The sequence below is a fragment of the Mesorhizobium sp. WSM4836 genome, from assembly GCF_055811815.1.
Genome location: NZ_JBVVQF010000002.1, coordinates 78699 through 101374 on the forward strand (window position 1 = coordinate 78699; position 22676 = coordinate 101374).

Genomic DNA, 22676 nt, shown 5'->3' on the forward strand with positions numbered 1-22676 from the left:
GGGCGAAAGGTGCTGTGAAATTCCCGGTTTCGCAAATTCATTTATCAGAAAGCCGATATCGGTTTCCCCGATATAAGCGCCCGTCGTCAACCCAGCGCCGTCACCAGCCAGGAGGCGGCAGTGAACCGAGCTTCACCATGCATTACAAAAGGCGCAAATGCAGTGGGCAATGCCGCGGTGATTTTTTCGCCCGTGGCCCGGTCAACCTCGCGGAGCGCGGCACCAACCGGCCCTAGCCGGGTGACATAAGCCATCATGTCGCCTTCGGACATCCGGCACCGGACGTCCGCCGGTTCGACTTCGATTGACGACCAGCCGCTCGCTTCAAGGACGCGCTTTACCTTGGCGCTGTCGGCGAAGGCAAACTGCCCCGGCGCATCGGGATGCGGCGCGATTGTCGGCGGCAAGAAGGGCGCAGCCGCTCGCGCGGCGGTCGTCAAGAAATCATTCTCGGCCGGATCGCGCCAAGCGGTAAAAGCGAGCTTGCCGCCGCGCCTTGCGGCCTGCCTTATATTGGTGAATGCAGCCACGGGATCGTCGAAAAACATGATGCCGAAGCGCGAGACCACGGCGTCGAAGCACCGGGCTTCGAACGCATGGGTCTGTGCATCGCCCGCTTCAAAGTTTGCGTTTGGCAGTCCTTCCGCCCGCGCGCGCTCCGTCGCCAAGGCGACAAGCGGCCGCGAGATGTCGAGCCCGACGCAAATTCCGTCATTGCCGAGGCGGCGCGCCATGGCCAAGGTGGTGGCGCCGGCGCCACAGCCGATATCGAGAACGTTGCGCCCTTCCCCCGGATAGCCGGCATCGACCACCAGTCGCTCAAACGGTGCTAACACACGATCGAGGATAGGCTGCATCTCGACCCAGGCCTTTCCGCTGGCGTCGTTCCAGAGCGCTGCTTGCTGCGCGTTCGGCCGGGTGGATTCAGGCATGGCGGAAACCTCGCTTTTCTGTTGCTCTCACCGATCCTCGCGAGCATTCTACGAGTTCAAGTCGGCTTGAGGTCAAGCATGAATCACATGGACATTGCCGAAGTGTCGCGCCGCAGCGGCTTACCCGCCTCGACGTTGCGTTACTATGAGGAGAAGAAGCTCATCGTCTCGGTCGGCCGTTGCGGCCTGCGCGGCTGTTCGATCCGGTCGTCATCGAACGGCTCGCCCTGATCGCGCTCGGGCGCGCCGGCGGATTCGCATTGGACGAGATCGGCGCGATGCTATCGGCCGACGGCCTGACGAAGATGGAGCGAGTGCGTCTGGATGCCAAGGCGGACGAACTGGACCGGACTATCCAGCGCCTGACCGCGATCCGAGAAGGATTGCGTCATGCCGCCCGATGCCCGGCTGTCCGGCCGATGGATTGCCCGACGTTCCGCCGCGCCGTCAGGCTTGCCGGCGCCAACCGCTTCGAGGTCGCTCCGATCGGGCTGTTCAAGGCGGAAGCAGTTTCCATCACAAGGCGCAAGGCAAGACTGGCCACGTCAGCCTGGAGTAGGCCACACTAGCGGCGCACCATGCGCTGCGACTGGGCAAGTCCGATGAAGTCGCGCGCCGCCTGCGGCAGGCCGGAGCCGCGCCGCCAGACCATGCCAACCTGGACGACCGGCAACGACCCCGAAATATCGCGCGATTCGATGCGGTCGCCTTCCAGCGACCATGGCCGGTAGACGAGGTCGGGCAGCAGCGCCACGCCGGCGCCGGTGGCGACGAGGCTGCGCACCGCTTCGACCGAGCGGGTGCGGAAGGCGACATGCGGCTTGGCGCCGATCGCGGCCAGCAACTTTCCGGTGTTCTCCTCGATCTCGTCGACGGTCAGCATGATCAACGGTTCCGAGGCGATGTCGCCGATACCGATGATGTCGGCACCGGCCAAGGGATGGCCGAGCGGCAGCCACAGCCGGTAGGCCGAGACTTCGAGGATTTCGGACTGCAGCGCGGTGCGGTCGCGCAGGTTCGAGGTGACCATGACGGCAATGTCGAGCTTACCGCCGATCAACAGGTGCTCGAGATAGTCGCCATTGTCTTCGATCGCCGAGACCTCGACGCCCGGATTGGCGCGGCGGTAGCGGGCAAGAAGATCGGACAGCACATAGCCGGCGACCAGTGAGGTGACGCCGAGTTGCAGGCGCCCGCTTGCCGCGATCCGTTCGCCGAAGAAGGCGCGGCGCGCGTCGGAAACGTCGGCCAGGATCTTCCTCGCATGGCGCAGGAACTGGTGGCCTTTGTGGGTGATGTTCAAGCCGCGCGGGTGGCGCTCGAACAGCTCGACGCCGAGATCGTGCTCCAGCTCCTTGATTGCCTCGGTGACCGAGGATTGCGAGATCGACAGGTTCTGGGCGGCGCCCGACACTGTGCCCTGCTCGGCGACAGCGATGAAGAACTGCAATTGGCGAATGGTGAAAGCCATGGCCGGACTAAACACGGCAGAGGCGGCGCTGGGAAGTGGGTGCTGGTGCCGATATCTCCCGATAGAGCTCAGCCCTGGCTTCCGCCGTCGGCAATGCTGAGCCGCGCGCCGGCCTGGGCGAGGGCGGCTGCGATGTCGTGTGGCGGCGCCCGGTCGGTGGCGAGTTCGGAAAAGCCGTTGAAGCCGCAGACCTGAACCAGGCCCTGGCGGCCGAATTTGCTGTGGTCGGTGACGACAAGCGAGCGCTGGCCGCGCGACAGCACCATGCGGGCGAACTCGGCCTCTTCCAGATCATAGTCCATGACGCCGGTGACGGCATCGACCGCGCCGGTCGATATCACCGCATGGCTGACGGAAAAGCGGCTGACGAATTCGATGGCCGAGACGCCGAACGCAGCACCGGAATCGCTGCGCAGCTCGCCGCCGGCCATATACACCTTATTGCCGTTGACGGTGGCCAGTGTGCGGGCGATGTCGGAGGAGTTGGTGACGACCGTCAGCCGCCGGTGGCCGAGCAGTTCTCGGGCCAGGAAGCTCGTAGTCGTGCCGGTGTCGAGCATGATCGACTCGCCGTCGCGGATGGTGGCGGCGACCATGCGGGCAATTGCCCGCTTGGCATCGGCGTTCTCGCGCATGCGCCGCTCGAACGGCGCTTCGCCGGCAATCGACGGCAGGCCGATGGCGCCGTGCATTTTGAGGATGGAACCGTCGCTGGTCAGTGGCTTGACGTCGCGGCGTACCGTCTCCAGCGAGACGCCCAGCCGATCGGCCAGGCTGGCAATGGTGACGGTGCCTTCCTCCTTGAGGAGGCGCAGGATTTCGCCATGCCGCTTCGAGTGGACCATCGGTTGCATCCGGTCGGATTGTTGCACCATTGACCGTTTCTACGGCATAAATGCCACTAACTCCAAGGAATTTTGCAAAATTCGGGCAAAAACGCAGAAAATACCACAATTTCGCGTTGACAACGCCTCCAGCGTGGCGCGACATTACCGCTGTGACAGGCTCGGAACGGAGGACGACGGCTGAGCCGCACGAAAAATCGCCTGCCCGAACGCCCGGTAAATTGTCGGGCGCAAGGGTACCGAAATTCAGGATCCGCGGGGGCGGATGCCGGCGTCGAAGAACCCGGCACAAAGGGGCTCGTCGGTGCGGTGCGGGATACCGATCCCGAGATCTGCACCGACGAGATCTTCGCGTTGCCTCCATTCCTCCGTCCGATTGTCATCGCTGGCCAGCCGTGACATGCGTGGAAAATTGACCCAATGTTGGACGAGATCGTGACTGTCGAAGACCGCATCCGCGCGCTGCCTTGCTGGACCGGCAGCATCGATATCGCGCCGCTGCCGGGCGGGCTGAGCAATGCCAATTATCTGATCAAGGACGCGGCCGGACGGCACGTCGTGCGGATCGGCCAGGACTATCCGTTCCACCATGTCTTTCGCGAGCGCGAAATGATGACCGCGCGGGCAGCGCACGCGGCAGGCTTCGCTCCGGCCGTCCACTACACCGGACCCGGCGTCATGGTGACGGAGTATCTCGGCGCCAAGGCCTATGTCGCGCAGGACGTGCGCGCCGATCTCGGCCGCGTTGCCGCGTTGCTGCGCGGCTTCCACCGGGTAATGCCCGGCCATGTCTCCGGCGCCGGCTTCATGTTCTGGGTATTCCATGTCATTCGCGACTATGCGCGCACGCTGGAGGAAGGCCGCAGCCGCAAGCTGGGCGAATTGCCGCGCCTGCTGACGCTCGCGGACGAGCTCGAGCGCGCGCAAAAACTGCTGCCGATCGTCTTCGGCCACAATGACCTCTTGCCGGCCAACATAATCGACGACGGTCACAGGCTGTGGCTCATTGATTTCGAATATGCCGGCTTCAACACCGCTATGTTCGATCTTGCCGGCGCGGCTTCGAATGCCGGCATGAGCGACGAGGAGTCCTTCGCTTTCATGACCGCCTATTTCATGAAGGAGCCGGACCCGGCGATACGGCGCTCGCACGCTGCCATGCAATGCGCGTCGCTGCTGCGTGAGGCCATGTGGGGCATGGTTTCCGAGCTCTACCTCGACGCGCCCGGCGTCGACTACGCCGCCTACGCCGACGAAAACCTGGCGCGGCTCGAAGCCGCCCTGGAAAACTACAGGACAAAATACGGGACGCGGACATGACCTTGCCCGCCCAGGCCGGGATCGTCGTCATCGGCGGTGGAATCATCGGCTGTTCGACGGCCTATCATCTGGCGCGCGACCACAAGGCCGACGTCGTGCTTTTGGAACAGGGCAAGCTGACTTCGGGCTCGACGTGGCATGCGGCGGGGCTGGTCGGACAGTTGCGGTCGTCGGCGTCGATCACGCGGGTGCTCAAATATTCGGTCGATCTCTACAAAGGGCTGGAAACCGAAACCGGCCTCGCCACCGGCTGGAAGATGACCGGCTGCCTGCGGCTGGCCACCAATGCCGACCGCTGGACCGAGTATAAGCGGCTGGCAACGACGGCAAAGAGCTTCGGCATGGACATGCATTTGCTATCGCCGGCCGAAGTCAAAAAAATGTGGCCGCTGCTGGAACCCGGCGATCTCGTCGGCGCGTCCTGGCTGCCGACCGACGGTCAGGCAAGCCCTTCCGACATCACTCAGTCGCTGGCCAGGGGTGCGCGCATGCATGGCGCAAAATTGTTCGAGGAGGTGCGGGTCACCGGCTTCGAAATGAGAGACGGCCGCATCACCGCGGTGAAGACCAGCAAGGGCGATATCGCCTGCGACAAGGTGGTGAACTGCGCCGGGCAATGGGCGCGGCAGGTCGGTGCGCTCGCCGGCATCAACGTGCCGCTGCAGCCGGTGAAGCACCAGTACATCATCACCGAAAGGATCGACGGCTTGGCGACCGACGCGCCGACGATCCGCGACCCCGACCGCCGCACCTATTTCAAGGAGGAAGTCGGCGGCTTGGTAATGGGCGGCTACGAGCCGAACCCGCAGGCCTGGACGACCGGTCTGCCGGGCGGCGATGTGCCGGACGATTGGGAGTTCCGGCTGTTCGGCGATGATTACGATCATTTCGAGCAGCATATGACCCAGGCGATCGAGCGTGTTCCGGCGCTCGCCAACGTCGGCGTCAAGCAGATGATCAACGGGCCGGAGAGCTTTACGCCGGACGGCAATTTCATCCTCGGCGTGGCGCCGGAATGCCCCAATATGTTCGTCGGCGCCGGCTTCAATGCCTTTGGCATCGCGTCCGGCGGCGGCGCCGGCTGGGTGCTGGCGCAATGGGTCGTCGAGGGCGAGGCGCCGCTCGATCTGTGGGTGGTCGACATCCGCCGCTTCTCCGATCTGCATCGTGACCGGCAATGGGTCGGCGATCGCACGCTGGAAGCCTATGGCAAGCACTACACGATCGGCTTCCCGCATGAGGAATATGTCAGCGGCCGGCCGCGCATCGTCTCGCCCTTATACGAGCGGTTGCAAAAACATCGCGCCGTGTTCGGTTCGAAGCTCGGTTGGGAGCGGCCCAACTGGTTCGCGCCGGAAGGCGTCGAGCAGAAAGACATCTATTCGATGGGCCGGCAGAACTGGTTTTCACCCGTCGGTGACGAACATCGCCATGTGCGCGAAAAGATCGGCATTTTCGACCAATCGTCGTTTGCTAAATACGAAATGGCCGGAGCCGACGCGCTGAAGGCGCTGGACTGGATCTGCGCCAACGACGTTGCCAAGCCCGTCGGCCGGCTGACCTACACGCAGCTCCTCAATACGCGCGGCGGCATCGAGGCCGATTTGACGGTGGCGAGGCTCGGTGAGGAGAAATTCTACATCGTCACCGGCACCGGTTTCCGCACGCACGATTTCTCCTGGATTGCCGATCATATCGGCAGGGAGTTCGACGTGACGCTGACCGACGTCACCGAGGATTTCGGCACATTGTCGCTGATGGGGCCGAGCGCCCGCGACGTGCTGTCAGCGGTGACCGATGCCGACGTCTCGAACGCCGCCTTTCCGTTTGGCCATGTTCGCGAGATCGCCATTGCCGGCCACGCCGTGCGGGCGCTGCGCGTCACCTATGTCGGCGAGCTCGGCTGGGAATTGCATGCGCCGATCGCGGCGACGGGCGAGGTTTTCGACGCGCTGATGGCGGCAGGCGAGAAGCACGGCATCCGTCCGGTCGGCTACCGAGCGCTGGAATCGCTGCGACTGGAAAAAGGCTACCGCGCCTGGGGCGCTGACATCACGCCCAACGACACGCCGCAGGAGGCCGGCCTCGGCTGGGCGGTGAAGCTCAGGAAAAACACCGATTTCCTCGGCCGGCGGGCGCTCGAAAAGCTCGATGGCTCGACGCTCAGGAAACGCTTTGCCGGCTTCACCGTCGACGATCCAGATGTCGTCCTGCTCGGGCGCGAGACCATCCTGCGCAACGGCGAGGCGGTCGGTTATCTCACCAGCGGCGGCTATGGCTACACCATTGGCAAGAACATCGGCTACGGCTATGTGCGCATTGCGGATGGCGTCAGCGATGATTTCCTCACCTCCGGTGACTACGAGCTGGTGATGGCAATGGAACGGACGCCGGCTAAGATCCACCTCGAGCCGCTTTACGATCCGGCAGGAGCAAAGGTGAAGGCGTAGAGCCTTCCGGTTTCAGCCTCACCTCACGATGAGCACCAGCCCCCGGCTCGGCACGGTATCGGCCTCGCCTGGCATCGAAACATAGGGCGGCGTCTCCTCGGCGCGGGTGACGGTGCCTTGCGCCTCGAGCTCGGCGATCCGTGCGGCAAAACCCGTGTCCCACAGCGTGTTCTTCACGGTCAGCACGATTACCCCGCCCGGCCAGCAAATGCGGATCAACTCGTCCAGCCCCTCGGCTCCGACATGGCCGGACGTGAAGACGCCGGCTGAGATGATCCCGGCGTAGGCGTCGTCGACGAAGGGCAGCGGTCCGCCAAGCGCCAGGCAGTGCAGCGCTGAATAGACGCCCTTGCGCGCCGCTTGCGCCAGCATGCCTTCCGAGATGTCGAGCGCCTCGACCTGCGGATAGCCGGTGATGGCAAGCCATTCGCCGATGAGCCCGGTACCGGCGCCGGCATCGAGTAGAGGTGCGGCGCCGCGCGGCAGATGGCGGGCCAGCAAGGCAAGACAGATCGTCGGATGGCGATAACCGGCCGCCGACATATCGGCGTCATAGGTGCCCGCCCACCTGTCGTAGAGCGCCGCGACGTCTTCCGGCCGCTTCGCCGCATAGGCTGCGACGAGTGCGCTCTGCTGTTTGCTGTCCGTCATCGCTTTCCGTCGCCTGGTATCGATCCGCAACGCGATCATAGCCAAACGGCGAAAACTGTGGAACCGTCGTCGTCGCAATAATACGGGGAAAGGAGCGAAAGCCGTGGCGGATGACCAAGCACGCGCCGCACTTGCAACCATTCCGATGCTGGCCGGCTATGACGGCCCGGTGGAACGGCTCGGCGGTCTCACCAACCTCGTCTTCAGGGGGAAGGATTTCTGCCTGCGCATCCCCGGCAAGGGTACCGAGGAATACATCAACCGCGCCAACGAGGCAGTGGCGGCGCGGGAAGCGGCGAAGGCCGGCGTCAGCCCGGAAGTGCTGCATGTCGATGCCGAGACCGGCGTGCTGGTGACCCGCTTCATTGCCGGCGCCGAGACGATGTCGCCGGAAAAATTCAAGACCCGACCGGGCAGCCCGACACGCGCCGGCAAGGCCTTTCGCAAACTTCACACATCCGGCGCGGTGTTCCCATTCCGTTTCGAGCTGTTCGCGATGATCGACGACTATCTGAAAGTGCTATCGACCAAGGATGTCGCCCTGCCTGCCGGCTACCATGATGTGGTCCGCGAGGCGGAAACCGTACGCTCGGCACTTGCTGCTCATCCTCTGCCGATCGTCGCCTGCCACTGCGACCCGCTCTGCGAAAACTTTCTCGATACCGGCGACAGGATGTGGATCGTCGACTGGGAATATTCCGGCATGAACGATCCGCTCTGGGACCTTGGCGACCTCAGCGTCGAAGGGCAATTCGACGCCGCGCAGGAAGAAGAGATGATGCTGGCCTATTTCGGCGGCGAGCCGAGGCCGGCGGAGCGCGGCCGCATCGTCATCTACAAGGCGATGTGCGACCTGCTGTGGACGCTGTGGGGCTTGATCCAGCTTGCCAACAAAAATCCGGCCGACGATTTCCGCGCCTATGCCGACGGCCGGTTTGCACGCTGCAAGACGCTGATGGAGACGCCGGAGTTTTCGCGCCATCTCGCGGCGGTGCGCCGGGGTTAATTCACGCCCTTCGGCACGTTTTCGGGCCGCACGGTGTCGACCACTTTCTGGCGGTGGAAGATGAACAGGCCGGCCAGCACGACGATGGCCGAGCCGACCAGGATGCGCGGCCCAGGCACGTCGCCGAAGAAGGCCAGCCCGAAGACCACTGCCCACAACAGCAGGCTGTAATGCAGCGGCGCCAAGGTTGAGGCCGGCGCCAGCTTCAACGCCCTGGTGATCATCAGATGCGCGCCGCAGGAGACGATGCCGAGAAGCAGCATGGCGCCGAAATCGAGCGAGGACGGCGTCTTCCAGGTGCCGAGGGTCAAGGCAGCGCCGACCAGCAGCGTGCCGATGGTTTGCCAGGTGACCAGCGAGGTGTCGCTGGTGCCACGCAGCCGCCGATTGAGGATGATGGCGAAGGCAAAGGAAATGCTGCCGGCGAGGGCGAACATCGACGACAACGAGAACGCCGCCGAGGACGGCTTCAGCATGATCAGCACGCCGCAGAAGCCGACCAGGATCGCCGCCCAGCGGCGCCAGCCGACCCTTTCGCCGAGCAAAAAGTGCGACAGCGCCGCCACATAAATCGGCCCGGCCATGTAGAAGCTCATCACATCGGCGAGCGGCAGATAGACGACCGCCGCGTAGAACAGCGCCGTGTCGAGCGTCGTCATCACCACGCGTAGGATCTGGAGTTCCGGCCGCTCCATGTGAAACAGCTTGGCCGCACCCTGATGTGCAATCATCGGCCCGAGTATGAAAAACGCGCCGATCGAGCGGATCAGCACGACCTGGCCGACGGAAAAACTGGCGACCAGCCACTTGCCCATCGCGTCGTTCAGCGCAAACAGGAAATCGCCGGCGAGCATCAGCAGGATGCCGGCCAGCAGCACGTTCCTGATCCTCGAATTCTGGGCTGCGGGCTGCGCCATTCCCTTACCGGTTCCTCGCCGTCGTACGGTGACGCGCGTCGTAGTCGCAAGCGTCGGCCATGACGAGACGAAAATCGAGAATTCGGTAAGACCAGCGCCGGAAATCGGCTGGTCTAATGCATGTCGCGCAAAAGCATGCCCTCGGACTTGACCCGAGGGTGTGCAGCGGTTTTGCGATAACGACATGCTTAAAACAAAACCTCAAAGCGCGTCGCATGGGTCCGTTCAAATGCGACGCGCTTTAAGCGTGGCGCCGGTTCACCGTGCCCGGCCTTCCGGCGATCGAAAGCCGCGTGTCTTGGCGGCTCCGCTCGGCCACCACCTTGCCTTTGGCAATGACGCAGAGACGCTCTGGGCGCAGGCGCAGCGCTTCGAGCGGGTTGCCGGCGTCGAGAACGACCAGGCTGGCGCGCTTTCCGACCGCCAGGCCAAGGTGGTCGAGGCCCATGATGGCGGCATTAACGTTGGTGACCATGTCGAAACAACGCGCCATCTCGGCAGGGCTCGACATCTGCGCGACATGCAGGCCCATGAAGGCGACGTCGAGCATGTCTGCGGTGCCCAGCGAATACCAGGGGTCAAGCACGCAATCCTGGCCCCAGCCGACGCGGATGCCTTGCGCCAGCATCTCCTTGACCCGCGTCAGTCCGCGGCGCTTGGGAAAGGTGTCGTGGCGGCCCTGCAGCATGATGTTGATCAGCGGATTGGGGATCGCCGAAACGCCAGCCTCGGCAATCAGCGGCAACAGCTTCGAGACGTAGTAATTATCCATCGAATGCATCGAGGTGAGGTGCGAGCCGGCCACTCTGCCCTGCAACCCAAGCCGCCACGTCTCAAAGGCAAGCTGCTCGATGTGGCGCGACAGCGGATCGTCGGTCTCGTCGCAATGCAGGTCGACCATCAGGCCGCGCTTCGCCGCGATCTCGCAGAGCTCGGTGACGGAGCGCGTGCCGTCGGTCATGGTGCGCTCGAAATGCGGAATGCCGCCGACGACATCGACGCCCATGTCGAGCGCGCGGACGGTGTTTTCGCGCGCAGTCGGCGAGCGATAGAGGCCGTCCTGCGGGAAGGCGACCAGTTGCAGGTCGATGTAGGGGGCGACCGTCTTCTTCACGTCGAGCAGCGCTTCCACCGCCAGCAGGCGGTCATCACAGACATCGACATGAGTCCGGATGGCGAGCAGGCCCATCGACACCGCCCAATCGCAATAGGCGAGCGCTCGGTCGCGCACCGCCTCGTGGGTCAGAAGCGGCTTCAGCTCGCCCCACAGCGAAATGCCCTCCAGCAGCGTGCCCGAGACATTGATGCGCGGAATGCCGAGCGAAAGCGTCGCGTCCATATGGAAATGCGGATCGACGAAAGGCGGCGAGACCAGATTGCCATGGGCATCGATCGCCGTGCCGGCGCTGACGTTCAGCTCGGGCTCTATAGCCGCGATCTTTTCGCCGATGATGCCGATATCGGCGATCCTGCCGTCGGGCAGCGTCCCGCCGCGCACCACAAGGTCAAAATCCATCCGCCGTCATCCCCTTGAAGAAGCACACTTATTCCGGCACATACCGCACCGCCCCTTTGGCGGCACTTGTCGCCATCGCCGCATAGGCGCGCAAGGCCGTCGTCACCTTGCGCTTGCGCTTTTCCTCGGGCTTCCAGGCAGCTGTTCCCCTGGCCTCCATCGCCGCGCGACGGGCGATGAGTTCCGCGTCGTCGACAGCAAGCCTGATGGTGCGGTTGGGGATATCGATCTCGATCGTATCGCCTTCCCTGACCAGCCCGATCAGCCCGCCTTCCGCTGCTTCCGGCGAGACATGGCCGATCGACAGGCCGGAGGTGCCGCCGGAAAAACGCCCGTCGGTGATCAGCGCGCAGGCTTTGCCGAGGCCTTTCGACTTCAAATAGCTGGTCGGGTAGAGCATTTCCTGCATGCCGGGGCCGCCACGCGGCCCTTCATAGCGGATGACGACGACATCGCCGGCCTTGATCTCGTTCGACAGGATCGCCTTGACGCTGGCGTCCTGGCTTTCGAACAGTCTTGCCGGACCGGTGAATTTCAGGATCGATTCATCGACGCCGGCGGTCTTCACAATGCAGCCGTCGAGCGCCAGATTGCCTTTCAGCACCGCAAGGCCGCCATCCCTGGAGAAAGGATGTTCGGCCGAGCGGATGACGCCGGTTTCGCGGTTCGTGTCGAGATCGTCCCAGCGGCGGTCCTGGCTGAACGCGACTTGCGTCGGCACGCCGCCAGGTGCGGCCAGGAAGAAATCGCGGACATTCTGGCTGCTCGTGCGCGAGATATCCCAATGGTCGAGCGCTTCGCCGAGGCTTGCCGTGTGCACCGTCGGCAGGTCGCGGTTGATCAGTCCGGCGCTATCCAGCTGGCCGAGAATCGCCATGATGCCGCCCGCGCGGTGCACGTCCTCCATATGGACGTCGGCCTTGGCCGGCGCCACCTTGCACAGCACCGGAACCCGCCGTGACAGCCGGTCGATGTCCTCCATGGTGAAGTCGACCTCGCCCTCATGTGCTGCGGCAAGGATATGCAGCACCGTGTTGGTCGAGCCGCCCATGGCGATGTCGAGCGTCATGGCGTTCTCGAAGGCGCCCTTTGAGGCGATGCTGCGCGGCAGCGCGGTGTGGTCGTCCTGCTCGTAATAGCGCTGGGCAAGATCGACGACCAGGTGACCGGCCTCGACGAACAGGCGCTTGCGATCGGCATGTGTCGCCAGCGTCGAGCCATTGCCGGGCAGCGACAGGCCGAGCGCCTCGGTCAGGCAGTTCATCGAATTGGCGGTGAACATGCCCGAGCAGGAACCGCAGGTCGGACAGGCCGAGCGTTCGATGGTCTTGACGTCCTCGTCGGAGACTTTGTCGTCGGCAGCCGCAACCATGGCGTCGACCAGGTCAAGCGCCTGGCTTTTGCCGGCGAGCACCACCTTGCCGGCCTCCATCGGGCCGCCGGAGACGAAGACAGTCGGGATGTTGAGGCGCAGCGACGCCATCAGCATGCCCGGCGTGATCTTGTCGCAATTCGAGATGCAGACCATGGCGTCGGCGCAATGCGCGTTGACCATGTATTCGACGGAATCGGCGATCAACTCCCGCGACGGCAGCGAATAGAGCATGCCGTCATGGCCCATGGCGATGCCGTCGTCGACGGCGATGGTGTTGAACTCCTTGGCGACGCCGCCGGCGTTTTCGATCTCGCGGGCAACCAGCTGGCCGAGATCCTTCAGATGGACATGGCCGGGCACGAATTGAGTGAAGGAATTGACCACGGCGATGATCGGCTTGCCGAAATCCGAATCCTTCATCCCGGTGGCGCGCCACAGGCCGCGAGCGCCGGCCATGTTGCGGCCATGGGTGGTGGTGCGGGAACGGTAGGCGGGCATTGAACTGTCCTTGCTGTCTGCGTCACGCCAGCCGGGGGCGCGGAAAACCGGAATTGAGCCGCAGGTCTTATAGACGCCACGCTCTGGTCTGGCCACAATTTTGCGCTGCGCCAGGGAGCGGAACGAGCGGCCAGCCAAAGACGCAGCCGGTCCAGACCGTAAAAGTCAGAGGTGTTGTCGGATCGTGGTTTGCTCGAGCGTCCTTGGGCAGACGGCAGGGAGGAGCATCAATTGCCAGCCAGCCGTTTCACGAGTGAAAGCAAAGCCAAAACCAGCCCGAGGAACAAGACATGCAAAAGATCACTACCTGCCTGTGGTTCGACGACCAGGCCGAGGAGGCCATGAAGCATTACGTCTCTATCTTCAAGAATTCGAAGGTGCTGAGTGTGATGCGCTGGCCCAAAAGCAGCGGCGATAATGAGGGCAAGGTGCTGATGGTCTCGTTCGAGCTCGACGGCGTTCAGTTCCAGGCGCTCAACGGCGGCCCGCAATTCAAGTTCACCGAGGCAGTCTCGCTCTCCATCGACTGCAAGACGCAGGAAGAGGTCGACTATTTCTGGGACAGGCTCATCGCGGGCGGTGGCGAGCCCAGCCAGTGCAGCTGGCTGAAGGACAAATTCGGCCTCTCCTGGCAGGTCGTTCCCGAGCAGTTGCCCAGGCTGCTGCTGGACCCCGACAGGGAAAAGGCCGGCCGCGTGATGCAGGCGATGATGCAGATGAGCAAGATCGACATCGCCAAGATCGAAGAGGCGGCCAAGGGGTGAATGAAGGCGATCTTGCCTTCTCCCCTTCTTGTGGGAGAAGGTGGATTGGCGTGCAGCGTCGAGACGGATGAGGGGTGTTCCAGCGGATTGAAGCGTTGGTGTTTCCTGGAACACCCCTCATCCGTCGCCTTCGGCGACACCTTCTCCCGCAAGGGGAGAAGGAAAGCGCCGCGTCAAGCCGCTCTGTCGCGGACCTGATAATCCTTGACCGCCGCGAAGCGGATCGCCTTCCAGCGCTCGGCCTCGTAGTTGAGCGAAAAGGCGTGCTGGGCGAGGAATACCGGATCGTTGTCGAGGTCGCGGGCAATGTCGCCGCGATGCGCCTCGATGAAGCGCTGGAGCTCGGCCCTGTCGTCGGCCGATATCCAGCGGCAGACGGAAAAGCGCGACATCTCGAAATCGACCGGCAGCGTGTATTCGAAGTTCAGGCGCTCTTTCAAGACGTCGAGCTGCAGCGCCCCGACGACGCCGACGATGGCCGGCGAGCCGTCCTCCGGCGAGAACAATTGCACGACGCCTTCCTCGGCCATCTGGTGCAGCGCTTCCTTGAGTTTCTTGGCCTTCATGGCATCGCCGAGGCGGACGCGGCGCAGGATTTCAGGCGCGAAATTCGGCACGCCACGAAACAGGATCTCCTCGCCCTCAGTCAGCGTGTCGCCGATGCGCAGCGTGCCGTGGTTGGGGATGCCGACGACATCGCCGGCAAACGCCTCGTCGGCGGTCACGCGGGTGCGGGCGAAGAAGAATTGCGGCGCCGACAGGCTCATCGGTTTGCCCGTGCGCACCAGTTTGGCCTTCATGCCGCGCTCGAGCTTGCCGGAGCAGACGCGGACGAAAGCGATGCGGTCGCGGTGGTTGGGGTCCATATTGGCCTGGATCTTGAAAACGAAGGAGGTCATCTTGTCCTCGGTCGCCTCAACCTTGCGGCTGTCGGCTTCCTGCGCGCGCGGCGGCGGCCCATAGGCGCCGAGCGCCTCGATCAGGTCGCGCACGCCGTAATTGCGCAGCGCCGAGCCGAAATAGACCGGCGTCAAATGGCCTTCGCGAAAGGCTTCGAGATCGAGCGGGCGGCAGGCCTCGCGCGCCAGCTCCAGCTCTTCGATGAAGGTCTCCCGCTCGTTCTCCGGCAACAGGCCGGCGACGCGGTTGGAATCGGGGCCGTTGACCGGCGTGCGCTCCTTTTCGGCGTCGCCCTTGCGCACCGCGTTCAACGCCAGATGGTAGGTTCCGGAAAAGGTCTTGCCGCGGCCGATCGGCCAGGTGATCGGTGCGGTATCAAGCGCCAGCTTCTGCTCGATCTCATCGAGGATGTCGAACGGATCGCGGCTTTCGCGGTCCATCTTGTTGACGAAGGTGATGATCGGAATATCGCGCAGCCGGCAGACCTCGAACAGTTTCAGGGTGCGCGGCTCGATTCCCTTGGCGGCGTCGATGACCATCACCGCGCTGTCGACCGCCGACAGCGTGCGATAGGTGTCGTCGGCGAAATCCTCGTGGCCGGGCGTGTCGAGCAGGTTGAACACTGTGTCCTCATATTCGAAGGTCATCACCGAGGTGACCACCGAAATGCCGCGCTCGCGCTCGATCTTCATCCAGTCCGACCGGGTCTGGATGCGGTCCTTCTTGGCCTTGACCTCCCCGGCAAGCTGGATGGCGCCGCCGAACAAAAGCAGTTTTTCGGTGAGCGTCGTTTTGCCGGCGTCGGGGTGGGCAATGATCGCGAATGTGCGGCGGCGCGATACCGCTTCTGTAATCATTTCGGACATTTTCAGGATTTCCGTGTGAGGCCGGGCTTCTAGCAGCGGAGTGCTGAGCTGTCGACCTCTCCGGCTGCCGCAGCCGCCGGTTCACGTCCCGACGTCAGGCCGGTTCGGCCGTATGGCTCTCGAAGGCTATCTCGGGAATCCACTCGGCAATTGCGGAGCCGATCCTGTCGGCATGGTCCTCCTCCAGATAATGCGCGCCGGGTCCGAGATCGATCAACCGGCAGTTCTTCAGGCCCGCCGCGAAGTCCCGTGCCGCCTGCGGCGAGACCAGGGCGCCCGGATCGCCTGAGAAAAGCAGCTTCGGGTAGGAGGAAAGCCGGAGCGCCCGATGGTCGTGCTCGCTGATCGCGGTGACATCGGCAGGCTGGCCTTCGATCGGCAGGTCCCGCGGCAGCTGCAGGATCGGCTTGCGCGATTGCGGCGTCGGGAACGGCGCCCGGTAGGCGGCCATTTCTTCATCGCTCATGGTGCGCAGCACAGCGGCCGGCAATACCTTTTCGACGAAGACGTTGTCTTCCAGGACAAGCTTTTCACCGACGCCGGGCGTGCGCATTGCCTTGAACAATTCGCGCGCCTGCGGACGCTGGTGGAAATCGTCCCAGCTCTCGAAAGGGCGGATGAATTCCATGAAGGCGAGGCCGAGGATCCGCTGCGGCCGCCTTGCCGCGAGATGGAAGGCGAGTGCGGTGCCCCAGTCCTGCGCGACGACAACCATGTCGGTGATGCCAAGCGTCTCGATGAAAGCGTCGAGATAGCGGACGTGGTCGAAGAAGCGATAGTCGATGTCAGGCTTGCCGGATTGGCCATAGCCGATCAGGTCGGGCGCAATGCAGCGGCCGAACGGCGCCAAATGCGGGATGATGTCGCGCCAGATGTAGGACGATGTCGGGTTGCCGTGCAGGAAGAGCACAGTCGGACCGGCAGTACCTGCCTCGACATAAGAGATGGTGGAATCGAGTACCGCGACTTGCGAGCGCGGCAACATTGTGCGCTTTTCGAGTTTCGGGTTCATCGGATCAGCTCCTTTTTTGCGAAGACTGTTTTGAAGACGATATTCTTGAAACGCTCGAGCGGTTCGGGACTGCGCTCCACCTTCATGCGCAGCATCGCGCCTTGCCAGGAACTCAACAGGAAATCGGCGAGATCCTCGGCATCGAACGCGTCGGTGATGTCGCCGGCCGCCTGGCCCTCGGCGATGCATTCGGCGAAGGGCTTACGCCAGCGTTCGAAAACGGCGACGAGTTGCAGCCTCAGCGCCTCGCTGTGAGCCGCCGTCTCGAGGCTTAGATTGCCGATCATGCAGCCCCGTGCCCAATCATGCGCCTCCAGCTTCGACGTGATGATTTCGAGATAGCGGCGCAAGCGCCCGACCGGGGGCGTGCCGTCCCGGGCGAGGGCCTGCTCCACCAAACCGCTCACATAGGCGAAATAGCGGTCCAGCACCTCGCCGGTGAACGCCTCCTTGGAGGCAAAATGATTGGTGAAGGACCCCGGGCGGGCATCGGCCGCGGCGACGATGTCGCGCACACCGGCGGCCGAATAGCCGGAACTCCAGATGGTTTTGAAACCGGCGTCGAGAAGTTTTTCGCGAAGTGAATGTCTGGCCATGCCGGTATAATACGTACGTACGTATTAAAGTCAAGAAGCATATTTGGTACCGCGCGCTCTTGGCAGAACCCACGGGCAATGGCATCGCAGTGGTGACGTTGGAACGAGGAGTGAAGCATGACAGCGGCGAAAGAAGTGATCGTCATCGGCGCCGGCATCGTCGGCGCCTCCATCGCCTGGCACCTGACCAGGGCTGGAGCGAAGGTGACGGTCATTGCCGACGGCGGCACTGGCGGTGTCGCGACACCGAATTCCTTTGCTTGGATCAATGCCAGTTGGGGCAATCCGGAGGTCTATTTCCGCCTGCGCACTCGGTCGATGGCCGAATGGTCGCGATTGGCGAACGAGGTGCGCAGCATCCCGTTGCAATGGTGCGGTGGCCTGTGCTGGGACCTGCCACGTGCTGAGCTCGAAGCCTATGCGGCCGAGCATTCCGCCTGGGGCTACGGCATCGAGCGTGTCGACCATGCCACGGCGGTGCGCATCGAGCCTAACGTAACCGAGCTTCCCGATTTCGCCCTTTATGTCGCCGAGGAAGGTGTCGCCGAGCCGGTCGCCGCCACGCAAGCACTGCTGGCCGGCGCCGAAGGGCGCGGCGCACGGCTGCTGACGGGAGTTACCGCGACCGCGCTTGTGCAGGCCAACGGCAGGATTGCCGGCGTCGATACATCCGGCGGGCGGATTGCTGCCGACGAGGTGGTGATCGCGGCCGGAGCCGGCTCTCCGGCATTAGCGGCAACAGCCGGGATAGAACTGCCGATCGAGACGCCACCCGGCCTGATCGTGCATTCGCGCCCCACCGAAAAGCTGCTCAACGGCTTGGTGATGGGCGACCGACTGCATATGCGCCAGACGGCGGAAGGCCGCGTCATCGCCGGTTCGGATTTCGGCGGCGCCGATCCCGGCATGGACGCCGCGGCGACTGCCCGCGACCTGTTTGCGAAGATGAAGGCCATGCTGCGCGGCGCGGACGGGTTGGAACTCGATTTCCACACTATTGGCTACCGGCCGACGCCGGTCGATGGCTTGCCGATCATCGGCTGCGCCGAAAGCGTGCGCGGCGTCTACGTCGCGGTCATGCATTCCGGCATCACGCTGGCCCCAGCCGTCGGCCTGTTCGCCGCCCGCGAAGTCCTCGACGGCGAGCGCGATCCGCTGCTTGATCCCTACGGGCTGGGGCGGTTTACCCAATAACCGGGCGGGCGGCGAAAGCCGCCGGTTAGCGGCTCGATTGCCCTGGCGATCCCGAGCAGGCGCGACTCCGACCAGCGTTTGCCAACAAGCTGTAGTCCGATGGGCAGGCCATTGCTGTCGTGTCCGCAGGGCAGCGACAGTGCCGGGTGGCCGCTGTAATTGAACACCGCGCCATAGGCCGGCAGCATCCAGTAGCTTTGCTCGCTGCCGTCGACCTCGATCGGCGTTCCCGGCTCGCAATGCGGAAATGCGGGAACCATGGCGACGGGGCACAGCAAGGCGTCGCAGCCGTCAAAGAACCGTTCCCACGCCAGGACGGCGCGGTCGCGACGGGCGAGCGCCTCGAACCAGCGCGAGACCGGCGTCGGCTTCTCCGGTGGTTCGGGCTGCGCCGCCTCCAGCATCATGCCGATCAGCGCTCCGCCTTGCTTCAGGTCGTCATGCAGGTCGAGCTCCGGCAATTCGGCTTCCTCGACGATGGCGCCCGCCGCCTGAAGCTCTTTTGCCAGGCTTTCGACCGCCGCGCTGATCTCGCCGGCCACCGGCAAGCCTGGAAAGGACGGCGCGACGGCAATGCGCAAATTCCTGAGATCCAGCTCCGGCATGGTTTCGACCGGTATCGGCGGAAGATCGGTGTCGCTTCCATCCGGCCCGGCAATGAGGCTGTGGATCAGCGCCAGGTCCTCGACGCTGCGCGCCATCGGTCCGAGGCAGGAGATTAGCCGCACGCTGCGCGGCGCCCCGCCTGGATCGGGGAAGGCGCCGGCGAGCGAGACGCGGTGCTCGGTCGGTTTGAGGCCGTAGACGCCGCAAAAGGCAGCGGGCAGCCGGATCGAATCCTGCATGTCGGTGCCGACCTCGAACGGCGTCATACCGGTACAGAGCGCCGCCGCCGCACCGCCACTGGAGCCGCCGGCGGTGCGCTGGAGATTCCAGGGATTGCCGGTGCGGCCGAATAGCGGATTGCTCGACTGCCAGTCACCGAGCATTGTCGCCACGTTCGTCTTGCCGACCAGTATCCCACCTGCCGCCTTCAGCCGGGCAACGACCGGACTGTCTGCCCTCGGAGCATAGTCGGCAAAGGCCGGGAAGCCGACGGTGGTTCTCATGCCGGCGGTTTCATGCGTGTCCTTCAGCGTGAACGGCACGCCGTGGAGCGGCCCAAGGGCCTCACCGCGCGCTTGCGCCTCGTCGGCCTTGCCGGCGCGTTGCCGCGCACCGTCCCGATCGAGGGTTACGACGGCGTTGATCGCCGCATTGTGCCTGTCGATCTGCGCCAGATGCGCGTCCAGCACCTCTATTGCGGAGACCGTACGGTCGCGCATGGCCGCGGCCAGCTTGGTGGTCGAGGAAAAGACGATATTCATCGTAAATGCTCCGGGCTATCGCGCCGCGATCCTGAAAATGGCGGATTGCGGCGCGGCTTCAAGCCTGGCTCGACATTCAGCCTGCCAACGCCAGCCTGGTTGTGGCTGGCGCAAACGGACGAATGCTCATGCCGTCGCTGCCAATAGTGACGAAGCTCGAGGGGGGAATCGCCTGCCAGTCGCCGCCGTCGCGGTCGAAGGGTTCCGACACGACGCAACGGCCTCCGCCATTGCGAAAAACGGACGTGTAGAGCGTCGGCGCGTGGCCGTCGCTCGTATAGCGCACCGCGTAAAGCGATTGTCCGTCGGAAAAAGCCGCTGTCACTTTCAGCGTCGGCTCAAAGCCGGCGTGGCGCGAGGCGTCGATGACGCGGCTAGTGGCGCGCGACATCGAACCTTCGGGGTCATCCGAGAGACCCTCGTCGATCATCAGCAGAAAAAATAGCTCGGAATCGGTGGTGCCCTCGCGCTGGTCGAAGGCGGTGTCAGAGAGCGAATTTTCCAGCGCGCGACGGATCTTTTCGAAACCGCCGATCTGGCCATTGTGCATGAACGACCAGCGGCCCGAAATGAACGGGTGGCAGTTCATGCGGCTGGTGGCGCCACCGGTCGACGCCCGGACATGGGCGAGGAACAGGCTTGATTTTATCTGTCGGCAGAGGCTCTTCAGATTGGGATCCGACCAGGCCGGCAGGATGTCGCGATAGAGGCCGGGCTCCGGCCGATCGCCGTACCAGGCCAAACCAAAACCATCGCCATTGGTCGGCGATTTGGCTTCCTGGGCGCAATGGCTCTGGGCGATCAGCGAGTGGCTGGGCGCGGTGACGATGTCTTCGAGAAAGACTGCTTCGCCGAGATAGGCCGCCCACCGGCACATTGCGTCTACTGTTCTCTAAACGCGATCCATGAGAGCGGAAGGCTCTTTGGCCGCGTGGGTGCCCCTGTTGTGCGTCCGTTCGTAGAGCTCACGGATGATACCGCTGGCCGTGGTCTCGAACAAAAACGGCAAGAAAGCGTGAATGAGCGCGGCAAAGGCCGCCATGAACAATCGCGACGAGAACCATGCGGCGAAAGCCATATGGCCGAAATAGCTCTCGCCGACTGCGGCCGGGTGAGAGGTGAAAAGTCTTGCGAGCCGTGCGGTCATGTCGATCCCTCCTGCCGGCATGAAGAGCCGACGATGAATATCCTGGCACGGGCGTTCGGTTCATCGGTCCCAAATTGTCCTTGTCTCAAGCCAGATTTTGGGACAAACATCCCACATGACGCCGGGAATCGACGAAATAGACCGGAGACTGCTGGCCGAGCTGCAACGAGACGGCACGCTGTCCGTCGACCAGCTCTCGGCAAGAATATCGCTGTCGCGCAATGCCTGCTGGCGCCGGGTCAAGCGGCTGGAGGAAGACGGCGTCATCACCGGCCGGGTGGCGCTGGTCGACGCCGACAAGCTTGGGCTCGGCCTTTCCGTGTTCATCCTGATCCGCACCTCGAACCACGATCCCGACTGGCTGCAAAAATTCCGGGCGGCGGTGACCGGCTTTGCCGAGATCACCGGCGCCTACCGCATGTCCGGCGATCTCGACTATGTCCTGCGCGCCCGTGTCGCCGACGTCAAAGCCTACGACCGGCTCTATCAACGGTTGATCGCCAAGGTGGCGCTGTCGGACGTTTCGGCCTCCTTCGTCATGGAGGAGATCAAGGAGACCACGGTCGTTCCGATGGAACTGCGCTGAAGCGGAACTGTGCTGAAAGAAAGCCGTTGATAGCATTGCCGCCGAGTTGACTGAACCGGCGTTCGCGACGATAGGATCAGCCTCATGCGCGCAGCACTTTATCCTACCTCCGTCATCGGTCCGGCTGTCGGCTTCGTCAGGCTGCCGCATGGCGAGGGATTGCCGCTTCCTGCCTATGAGAGCTCGGGCGCCGCCGGCATGGACCTGCGCGCCGCCGTCCCGGACGACAGGCCGCTCTTGATTCTGCCGGGAAAGCGCGCGCTGGTGCCGACCGGGCTGGTCCTGGAAATTCCGGAGGGCGTCGAAGGCCAGGTCCGGCCGCGTTCCGGCCTCGCCTTCAAGCACGGACTCACCTGCCTCAACACGCCCGGCACCATCGACAGCGACTATCGCGGCGAGGTCAAGGTGCTGCTGATCAATCTCGGCGACGAGGATTTCGCGGTGACGCGCGGCATGCGGATCGCCCAGATCGTCTTCGCCCCGGTGACGCAGGCGACCGTCGAGGAGCGCACATTGGCAGGCGGCACAACGCGCGGCTCGGGCGGCTTCGGATCGACCGGCACGGGCTGATGAGCGCATCGAAAATGAAGATACCCAAACTCGTGATCTTCGATTGCGACGGGGTTCTGGTCGACACCGAGAACCTCGCCAACCGACGCCTCGCCGAATGGCTGACCGCGGCCGGCTTTCCGGCCAGCTTCGAATATTGCCGCAAGAATTTTTCCGGCCGCAGCATGGTCTCGGTGCAGAAGGAAGTCGAGGCGACCGGCGTCAGCCTCGGCGCCGAGTTCGTCGAGCGCTGGAACGCCGGCCTGCCGGACCTGTTCGCGCATGGCGTCGAGGCCGTCCCCTACGTTCGCGAGTTCATCGAAACCGTACACGCCGCCGGCATCGCCACCTGCGTCGCCTCGTCGGCACGGGTGTCCAAAATGCACATCACGCTCGGCCAGACCGGGCTGCTGCCGCTATTCGAGCATGCGCTGTTCAGCTCGACCATGGTCTCGCGCGGCAAGCCGTTCCCCGACCTCTTCCTGCATGCGGCAGCGACGATGGGCTTCGCCCCCGCCGACTGCATCGTCATCGAGGACAGCGTCGCAGGGACTGCAGCCGGCACCGCTGCCGGCATGCGCGTCTACTCCTACCATGGCGACCCGCTTTCCGACCGCGATGGACTGATCGAAGCCGGCGGCATCCTGTTCGACGACATGCGTGAACTGGCCGGGCTGGTGCCGATCCACTGATCGCTTTGCGCAGGCTGCATAC

The 22676-nt window shown here is 63.9% G+C and carries 23 protein-coding genes; 10 read left to right on the plus strand and 13 right to left on the minus strand.

Going from position 1 to position 22676, the window contains the following annotated elements:
• Positions 1-86: 86 nt before the first annotated feature.
• Entirely contained in the window at positions 87-932 is an 846-nt protein-coding gene (locus AC0L2P_RS02630) for a class I SAM-dependent methyltransferase (protein ID WP_473499710.1), read from the minus strand.
• A gap of 78 nt (positions 933-1010) precedes the next feature.
• Here AC0L2P_RS02630 and AC0L2P_RS02635 point away from each other — a divergent pair, with 78 nt between their 5' ends.
• Together AC0L2P_RS02635 and AC0L2P_RS02640 are read left to right on the plus strand one after the other, a co-directional pair.
• Complete coding sequence (locus tag AC0L2P_RS02635) at positions 1011-1163, plus strand: MerR family DNA-binding transcriptional regulator (protein WP_473499711.1); 153 nt, start codon at positions 1011-1013, stop codon at positions 1161-1163.
• Positions 1112-1501 carry a MerR family DNA-binding protein gene (locus AC0L2P_RS02640; RefSeq protein ID WP_473499712.1) on the plus strand — a complete coding sequence of 130 codons (390 nt, stop codon included), beginning with the start codon at positions 1112-1114 and terminating at the stop codon, positions 1499-1501. Before AC0L2P_RS02635 ends, AC0L2P_RS02640 begins: the two co-directional genes overlap by 52 nt.
• On the opposite strand, the gene AC0L2P_RS02645 is transcribed toward AC0L2P_RS02640, so the two are convergent.
• Positions 1498-2403 carry a LysR family transcriptional regulator gene (locus AC0L2P_RS02645; protein ID WP_473499713.1) on the minus strand — a complete coding sequence of 302 codons (906 nt, stop codon included), beginning with the start codon at positions 2401-2403 and terminating at the stop codon, positions 1498-1500. The two genes, AC0L2P_RS02640 and AC0L2P_RS02645, sit on opposite strands and share 4 nt — an antisense overlap.
• A 68-nt stretch (positions 2404-2471) precedes the next feature.
• Entirely contained in the window at positions 2472-3248 is a 777-nt protein-coding gene (locus AC0L2P_RS02650) for a DeoR/GlpR family DNA-binding transcription regulator (protein WP_473499714.1), read from the minus strand.
• A gap of 435 nt (positions 3249-3683) precedes the next feature.
• Between AC0L2P_RS02650 and AC0L2P_RS02655 the strand changes: the two genes are divergently transcribed.
• Entirely contained in the window at positions 3684-4568 is an 885-nt protein-coding gene (locus AC0L2P_RS02655) for a phosphotransferase (protein WP_473499966.1), read from the plus strand.
• Complete coding sequence (locus AC0L2P_RS02660; protein WP_473499715.1) at positions 4565-7018, plus strand: GcvT family protein; 2454 nt, start codon at positions 4565-4567, stop codon at positions 7016-7018. Before AC0L2P_RS02655 ends, AC0L2P_RS02660 begins: the two co-directional genes overlap by 4 nt.
• Positions 7019-7036: 18 nt before the next feature.
• On the opposite strand, the gene AC0L2P_RS02665 is transcribed toward AC0L2P_RS02660, so the two are convergent.
• Entirely contained in the window at positions 7037-7669 is a 633-nt protein-coding gene (locus AC0L2P_RS02665; protein WP_473499716.1) for a class I SAM-dependent DNA methyltransferase, read from the minus strand.
• A gap of 103 nt (positions 7670-7772) precedes the next feature.
• Here AC0L2P_RS02665 and AC0L2P_RS02670 point away from each other — a divergent pair, with 103 nt between their 5' ends.
• Positions 7773-8675, plus strand: a complete 903-nt coding sequence (locus AC0L2P_RS02670) for a phosphotransferase (protein ID WP_473499717.1) — start codon at positions 7773-7775, stop codon at positions 8673-8675.
• Here the strand turns inward: AC0L2P_RS02670 and AC0L2P_RS02675 are convergent.
• From AC0L2P_RS02675 to ilvD, 3 genes are all read right to left on the minus strand, one after another.
• The gene (locus AC0L2P_RS02675) at positions 8672-9592 is read right to left on the minus strand and encodes a DMT family transporter (RefSeq protein ID WP_473499718.1); all 921 of its coding nucleotides are present in this window, start codon (positions 9590-9592) and stop codon (positions 8672-8674) included. The two genes, AC0L2P_RS02670 and AC0L2P_RS02675, sit on opposite strands and share 4 nt — an antisense overlap.
• Before the next feature lie 241 nt (positions 9593-9833).
• Complete coding sequence (locus tag AC0L2P_RS02680) at positions 9834-11108, minus strand: amidohydrolase family protein (protein ID WP_473499719.1); 1275 nt, start codon at positions 11106-11108, stop codon at positions 9834-9836.
• A gap of 28 nt (positions 11109-11136) precedes the next feature.
• Positions 11137-12981 (minus strand): dihydroxy-acid dehydratase, encoded by a 1845-nt coding sequence (gene ilvD, locus AC0L2P_RS02685; RefSeq protein ID WP_473499720.1) that lies wholly within the window; start codon positions 12979-12981, stop codon positions 11137-11139.
• Positions 12982-13271: 290 nt separating this feature from the next.
• Here ilvD and AC0L2P_RS02690 point away from each other — a divergent pair, with 290 nt between their 5' ends.
• Positions 13272-13745: a VOC family protein gene (locus AC0L2P_RS02690; protein ID WP_473499721.1), complete on the plus strand. Its 474-nt coding sequence runs from the start codon at positions 13272-13274 to the stop codon at positions 13743-13745.
• Positions 13746-13918: 173 nt separating this feature from the next.
• Here the strand turns inward: AC0L2P_RS02690 and AC0L2P_RS02695 are convergent, their stop codons facing one another.
• The 3 genes from AC0L2P_RS02695 to AC0L2P_RS02705 form a co-directional block, all read right to left on the minus strand.
• The gene (locus AC0L2P_RS02695) at positions 13919-15511 is read right to left on the minus strand and encodes a peptide chain release factor 3 (protein ID WP_473499722.1); all 1593 of its coding nucleotides are present in this window, start codon (positions 15509-15511) and stop codon (positions 13919-13921) included.
• 94 nt (positions 15512-15605) lie between these two features.
• Positions 15606-16523 (minus strand): haloalkane dehalogenase, encoded by a 918-nt coding sequence (locus AC0L2P_RS02700; protein WP_473499723.1) that lies wholly within the window; start codon positions 16521-16523, stop codon positions 15606-15608.
• Positions 16520-17119, minus strand: coding sequence for a TetR/AcrR family transcriptional regulator (locus AC0L2P_RS02705; RefSeq protein WP_473499724.1), 600 nt, complete (start codon positions 17117-17119; stop codon positions 16520-16522). The genes AC0L2P_RS02700 and AC0L2P_RS02705 overlap by 4 nt, the downstream gene beginning before the upstream one ends.
• Before the next feature lie 117 nt (positions 17120-17236).
• Between AC0L2P_RS02705 and AC0L2P_RS02710 the strand changes: the two genes are divergently transcribed.
• Entirely contained in the window at positions 17237-18313 is a 1077-nt protein-coding gene (locus AC0L2P_RS02710) for an NAD(P)/FAD-dependent oxidoreductase (RefSeq protein ID WP_473499725.1), read from the plus strand.
• Here the strand turns inward: AC0L2P_RS02710 and AC0L2P_RS02715 are convergent.
• From AC0L2P_RS02715 to AC0L2P_RS02725, 3 genes are all read right to left on the minus strand, one after another.
• Positions 18286-19680 carry an amidase gene (locus tag AC0L2P_RS02715; protein ID WP_473499726.1) on the minus strand — a complete coding sequence of 465 codons (1395 nt, stop codon included), beginning with the start codon at positions 19678-19680 and terminating at the stop codon, positions 18286-18288. The two genes, AC0L2P_RS02710 and AC0L2P_RS02715, sit on opposite strands and share 28 nt — an antisense overlap.
• A 76-nt stretch (positions 19681-19756) precedes the next feature.
• Positions 19757-20557 (minus strand): class II glutamine amidotransferase, encoded by an 801-nt coding sequence (locus tag AC0L2P_RS02720; RefSeq protein ID WP_473499727.1) that lies wholly within the window; start codon positions 20555-20557, stop codon positions 19757-19759.
• A 15-nt stretch (positions 20558-20572) separates the two neighbouring features.
• Positions 20573-20827 carry a DUF6356 family protein gene (locus tag AC0L2P_RS02725; RefSeq protein WP_473499728.1) on the minus strand — a complete coding sequence of 85 codons (255 nt, stop codon included), beginning with the start codon at positions 20825-20827 and terminating at the stop codon, positions 20573-20575.
• A 115-nt stretch (positions 20828-20942) separates the two neighbouring features.
• On the opposite strand from AC0L2P_RS02725, the gene AC0L2P_RS02730 reads away from it, so the two are divergent.
• From AC0L2P_RS02730 to AC0L2P_RS02740, 3 genes are all read left to right on the plus strand, one after another.
• Positions 20943-21413 (plus strand): Lrp/AsnC family transcriptional regulator, encoded by a 471-nt coding sequence (locus AC0L2P_RS02730; RefSeq protein WP_473499729.1) that lies wholly within the window; start codon positions 20943-20945, stop codon positions 21411-21413.
• Positions 21414-21497: 84 nt separating this feature from the next.
• On the plus strand, positions 21498-21983 hold the full coding sequence (gene dut / locus AC0L2P_RS02735) for a dUTP diphosphatase (RefSeq protein ID WP_473499730.1): 486 nt from the start codon (positions 21498-21500) through the stop codon (positions 21981-21983).
• A 14-nt stretch (positions 21984-21997) separates the two neighbouring features.
• Positions 21998-22654: an HAD family hydrolase gene (locus AC0L2P_RS02740; RefSeq protein ID WP_473499967.1), complete on the plus strand. Its 657-nt coding sequence runs from the start codon at positions 21998-22000 to the stop codon at positions 22652-22654.
• The last annotated feature ends 22 nt before the right edge of the window (positions 22655-22676 follow it).

Coding starts and splice junctions, on each gene's coding strand:
- AC0L2P_RS02630 (WP_473499710.1), bottom strand. CDS start 932: ATGCCTGAATCCACCCGGCCGAACGCGCAGCAAGCAGCGCTCTGGAAC.
- AC0L2P_RS02635 (WP_473499711.1), top strand. CDS start 1,011: ATGAATCACATGGACATTGCCGAAGTGTCGCGCCGCAGCGGCTTACCC.
- AC0L2P_RS02645 (WP_473499713.1), bottom strand. CDS start 2,403: ATGGCTTTCACCATTCGCCAATTGCAGTTCTTCATCGCTGTCGCCGAG.
- AC0L2P_RS02650 (WP_473499714.1), bottom strand. CDS start 3,248: ATGGTCCACTCGAAGCGGCATGGCGAAATCCTGCGCCTCCTCAAGGAG.
- AC0L2P_RS02660 (WP_473499715.1), top strand. CDS start 4,565: ATGACCTTGCCCGCCCAGGCCGGGATCGTCGTCATCGGCGGTGGAATC.
- AC0L2P_RS02665 (WP_473499716.1), bottom strand. CDS start 7,669: ATGACGGACAGCAAACAGCAGAGCGCACTCGTCGCAGCCTATGCGGCG.
- AC0L2P_RS02675 (WP_473499718.1), bottom strand. CDS start 9,592: ATGGCGCAGCCCGCAGCCCAGAATTCGAGGATCAGGAACGTGCTGCTG.
- AC0L2P_RS02680 (WP_473499719.1), bottom strand. CDS start 11,108: ATGGATTTTGACCTTGTGGTGCGCGGCGGGACGCTGCCCGACGGCAGG.
- ilvD (WP_473499720.1), bottom strand. CDS start 12,981: ATGCCCGCCTACCGTTCCCGCACCACCACCCATGGCCGCAACATGGCC.
- AC0L2P_RS02690 (WP_473499721.1), top strand. CDS start 13,272: ATGCAAAAGATCACTACCTGCCTGTGGTTCGACGACCAGGCCGAGGAG.
- AC0L2P_RS02695 (WP_473499722.1), bottom strand. CDS start 15,511: ATGTCCGAAATGATTACAGAAGCGGTATCGCGCCGCCGCACATTCGCG.
- AC0L2P_RS02700 (WP_473499723.1), bottom strand. CDS start 16,523: ATGAACCCGAAACTCGAAAAGCGCACAATGTTGCCGCGCTCGCAAGTC.
- AC0L2P_RS02705 (WP_473499724.1), bottom strand. CDS start 17,119: ATGGCCAGACATTCACTTCGCGAAAAACTTCTCGACGCCGGTTTCAAA.
- AC0L2P_RS02710 (WP_473499725.1), top strand. CDS start 17,237: ATGACAGCGGCGAAAGAAGTGATCGTCATCGGCGCCGGCATCGTCGGC.
- AC0L2P_RS02715 (WP_473499726.1), bottom strand. CDS start 19,680: ATGAATATCGTCTTTTCCTCGACCACCAAGCTGGCCGCGGCCATGCGC.
- AC0L2P_RS02720 (WP_473499727.1), bottom strand. CDS start 20,557: ATGTGCCGGTGGGCGGCCTATCTCGGCGAAGCAGTCTTTCTCGAAGAC.
- AC0L2P_RS02725 (WP_473499728.1), bottom strand. CDS start 20,827: ATGACCGCACGGCTCGCAAGACTTTTCACCTCTCACCCGGCCGCAGTC.
- AC0L2P_RS02730 (WP_473499729.1), top strand. CDS start 20,943: ATGACGCCGGGAATCGACGAAATAGACCGGAGACTGCTGGCCGAGCTG.
- dut (WP_473499730.1), top strand. CDS start 21,498: ATGCGCGCAGCACTTTATCCTACCTCCGTCATCGGTCCGGCTGTCGGC.
- AC0L2P_RS02740 (WP_473499967.1), top strand. CDS start 21,998: ATGAAGATACCCAAACTCGTGATCTTCGATTGCGACGGGGTTCTGGTC.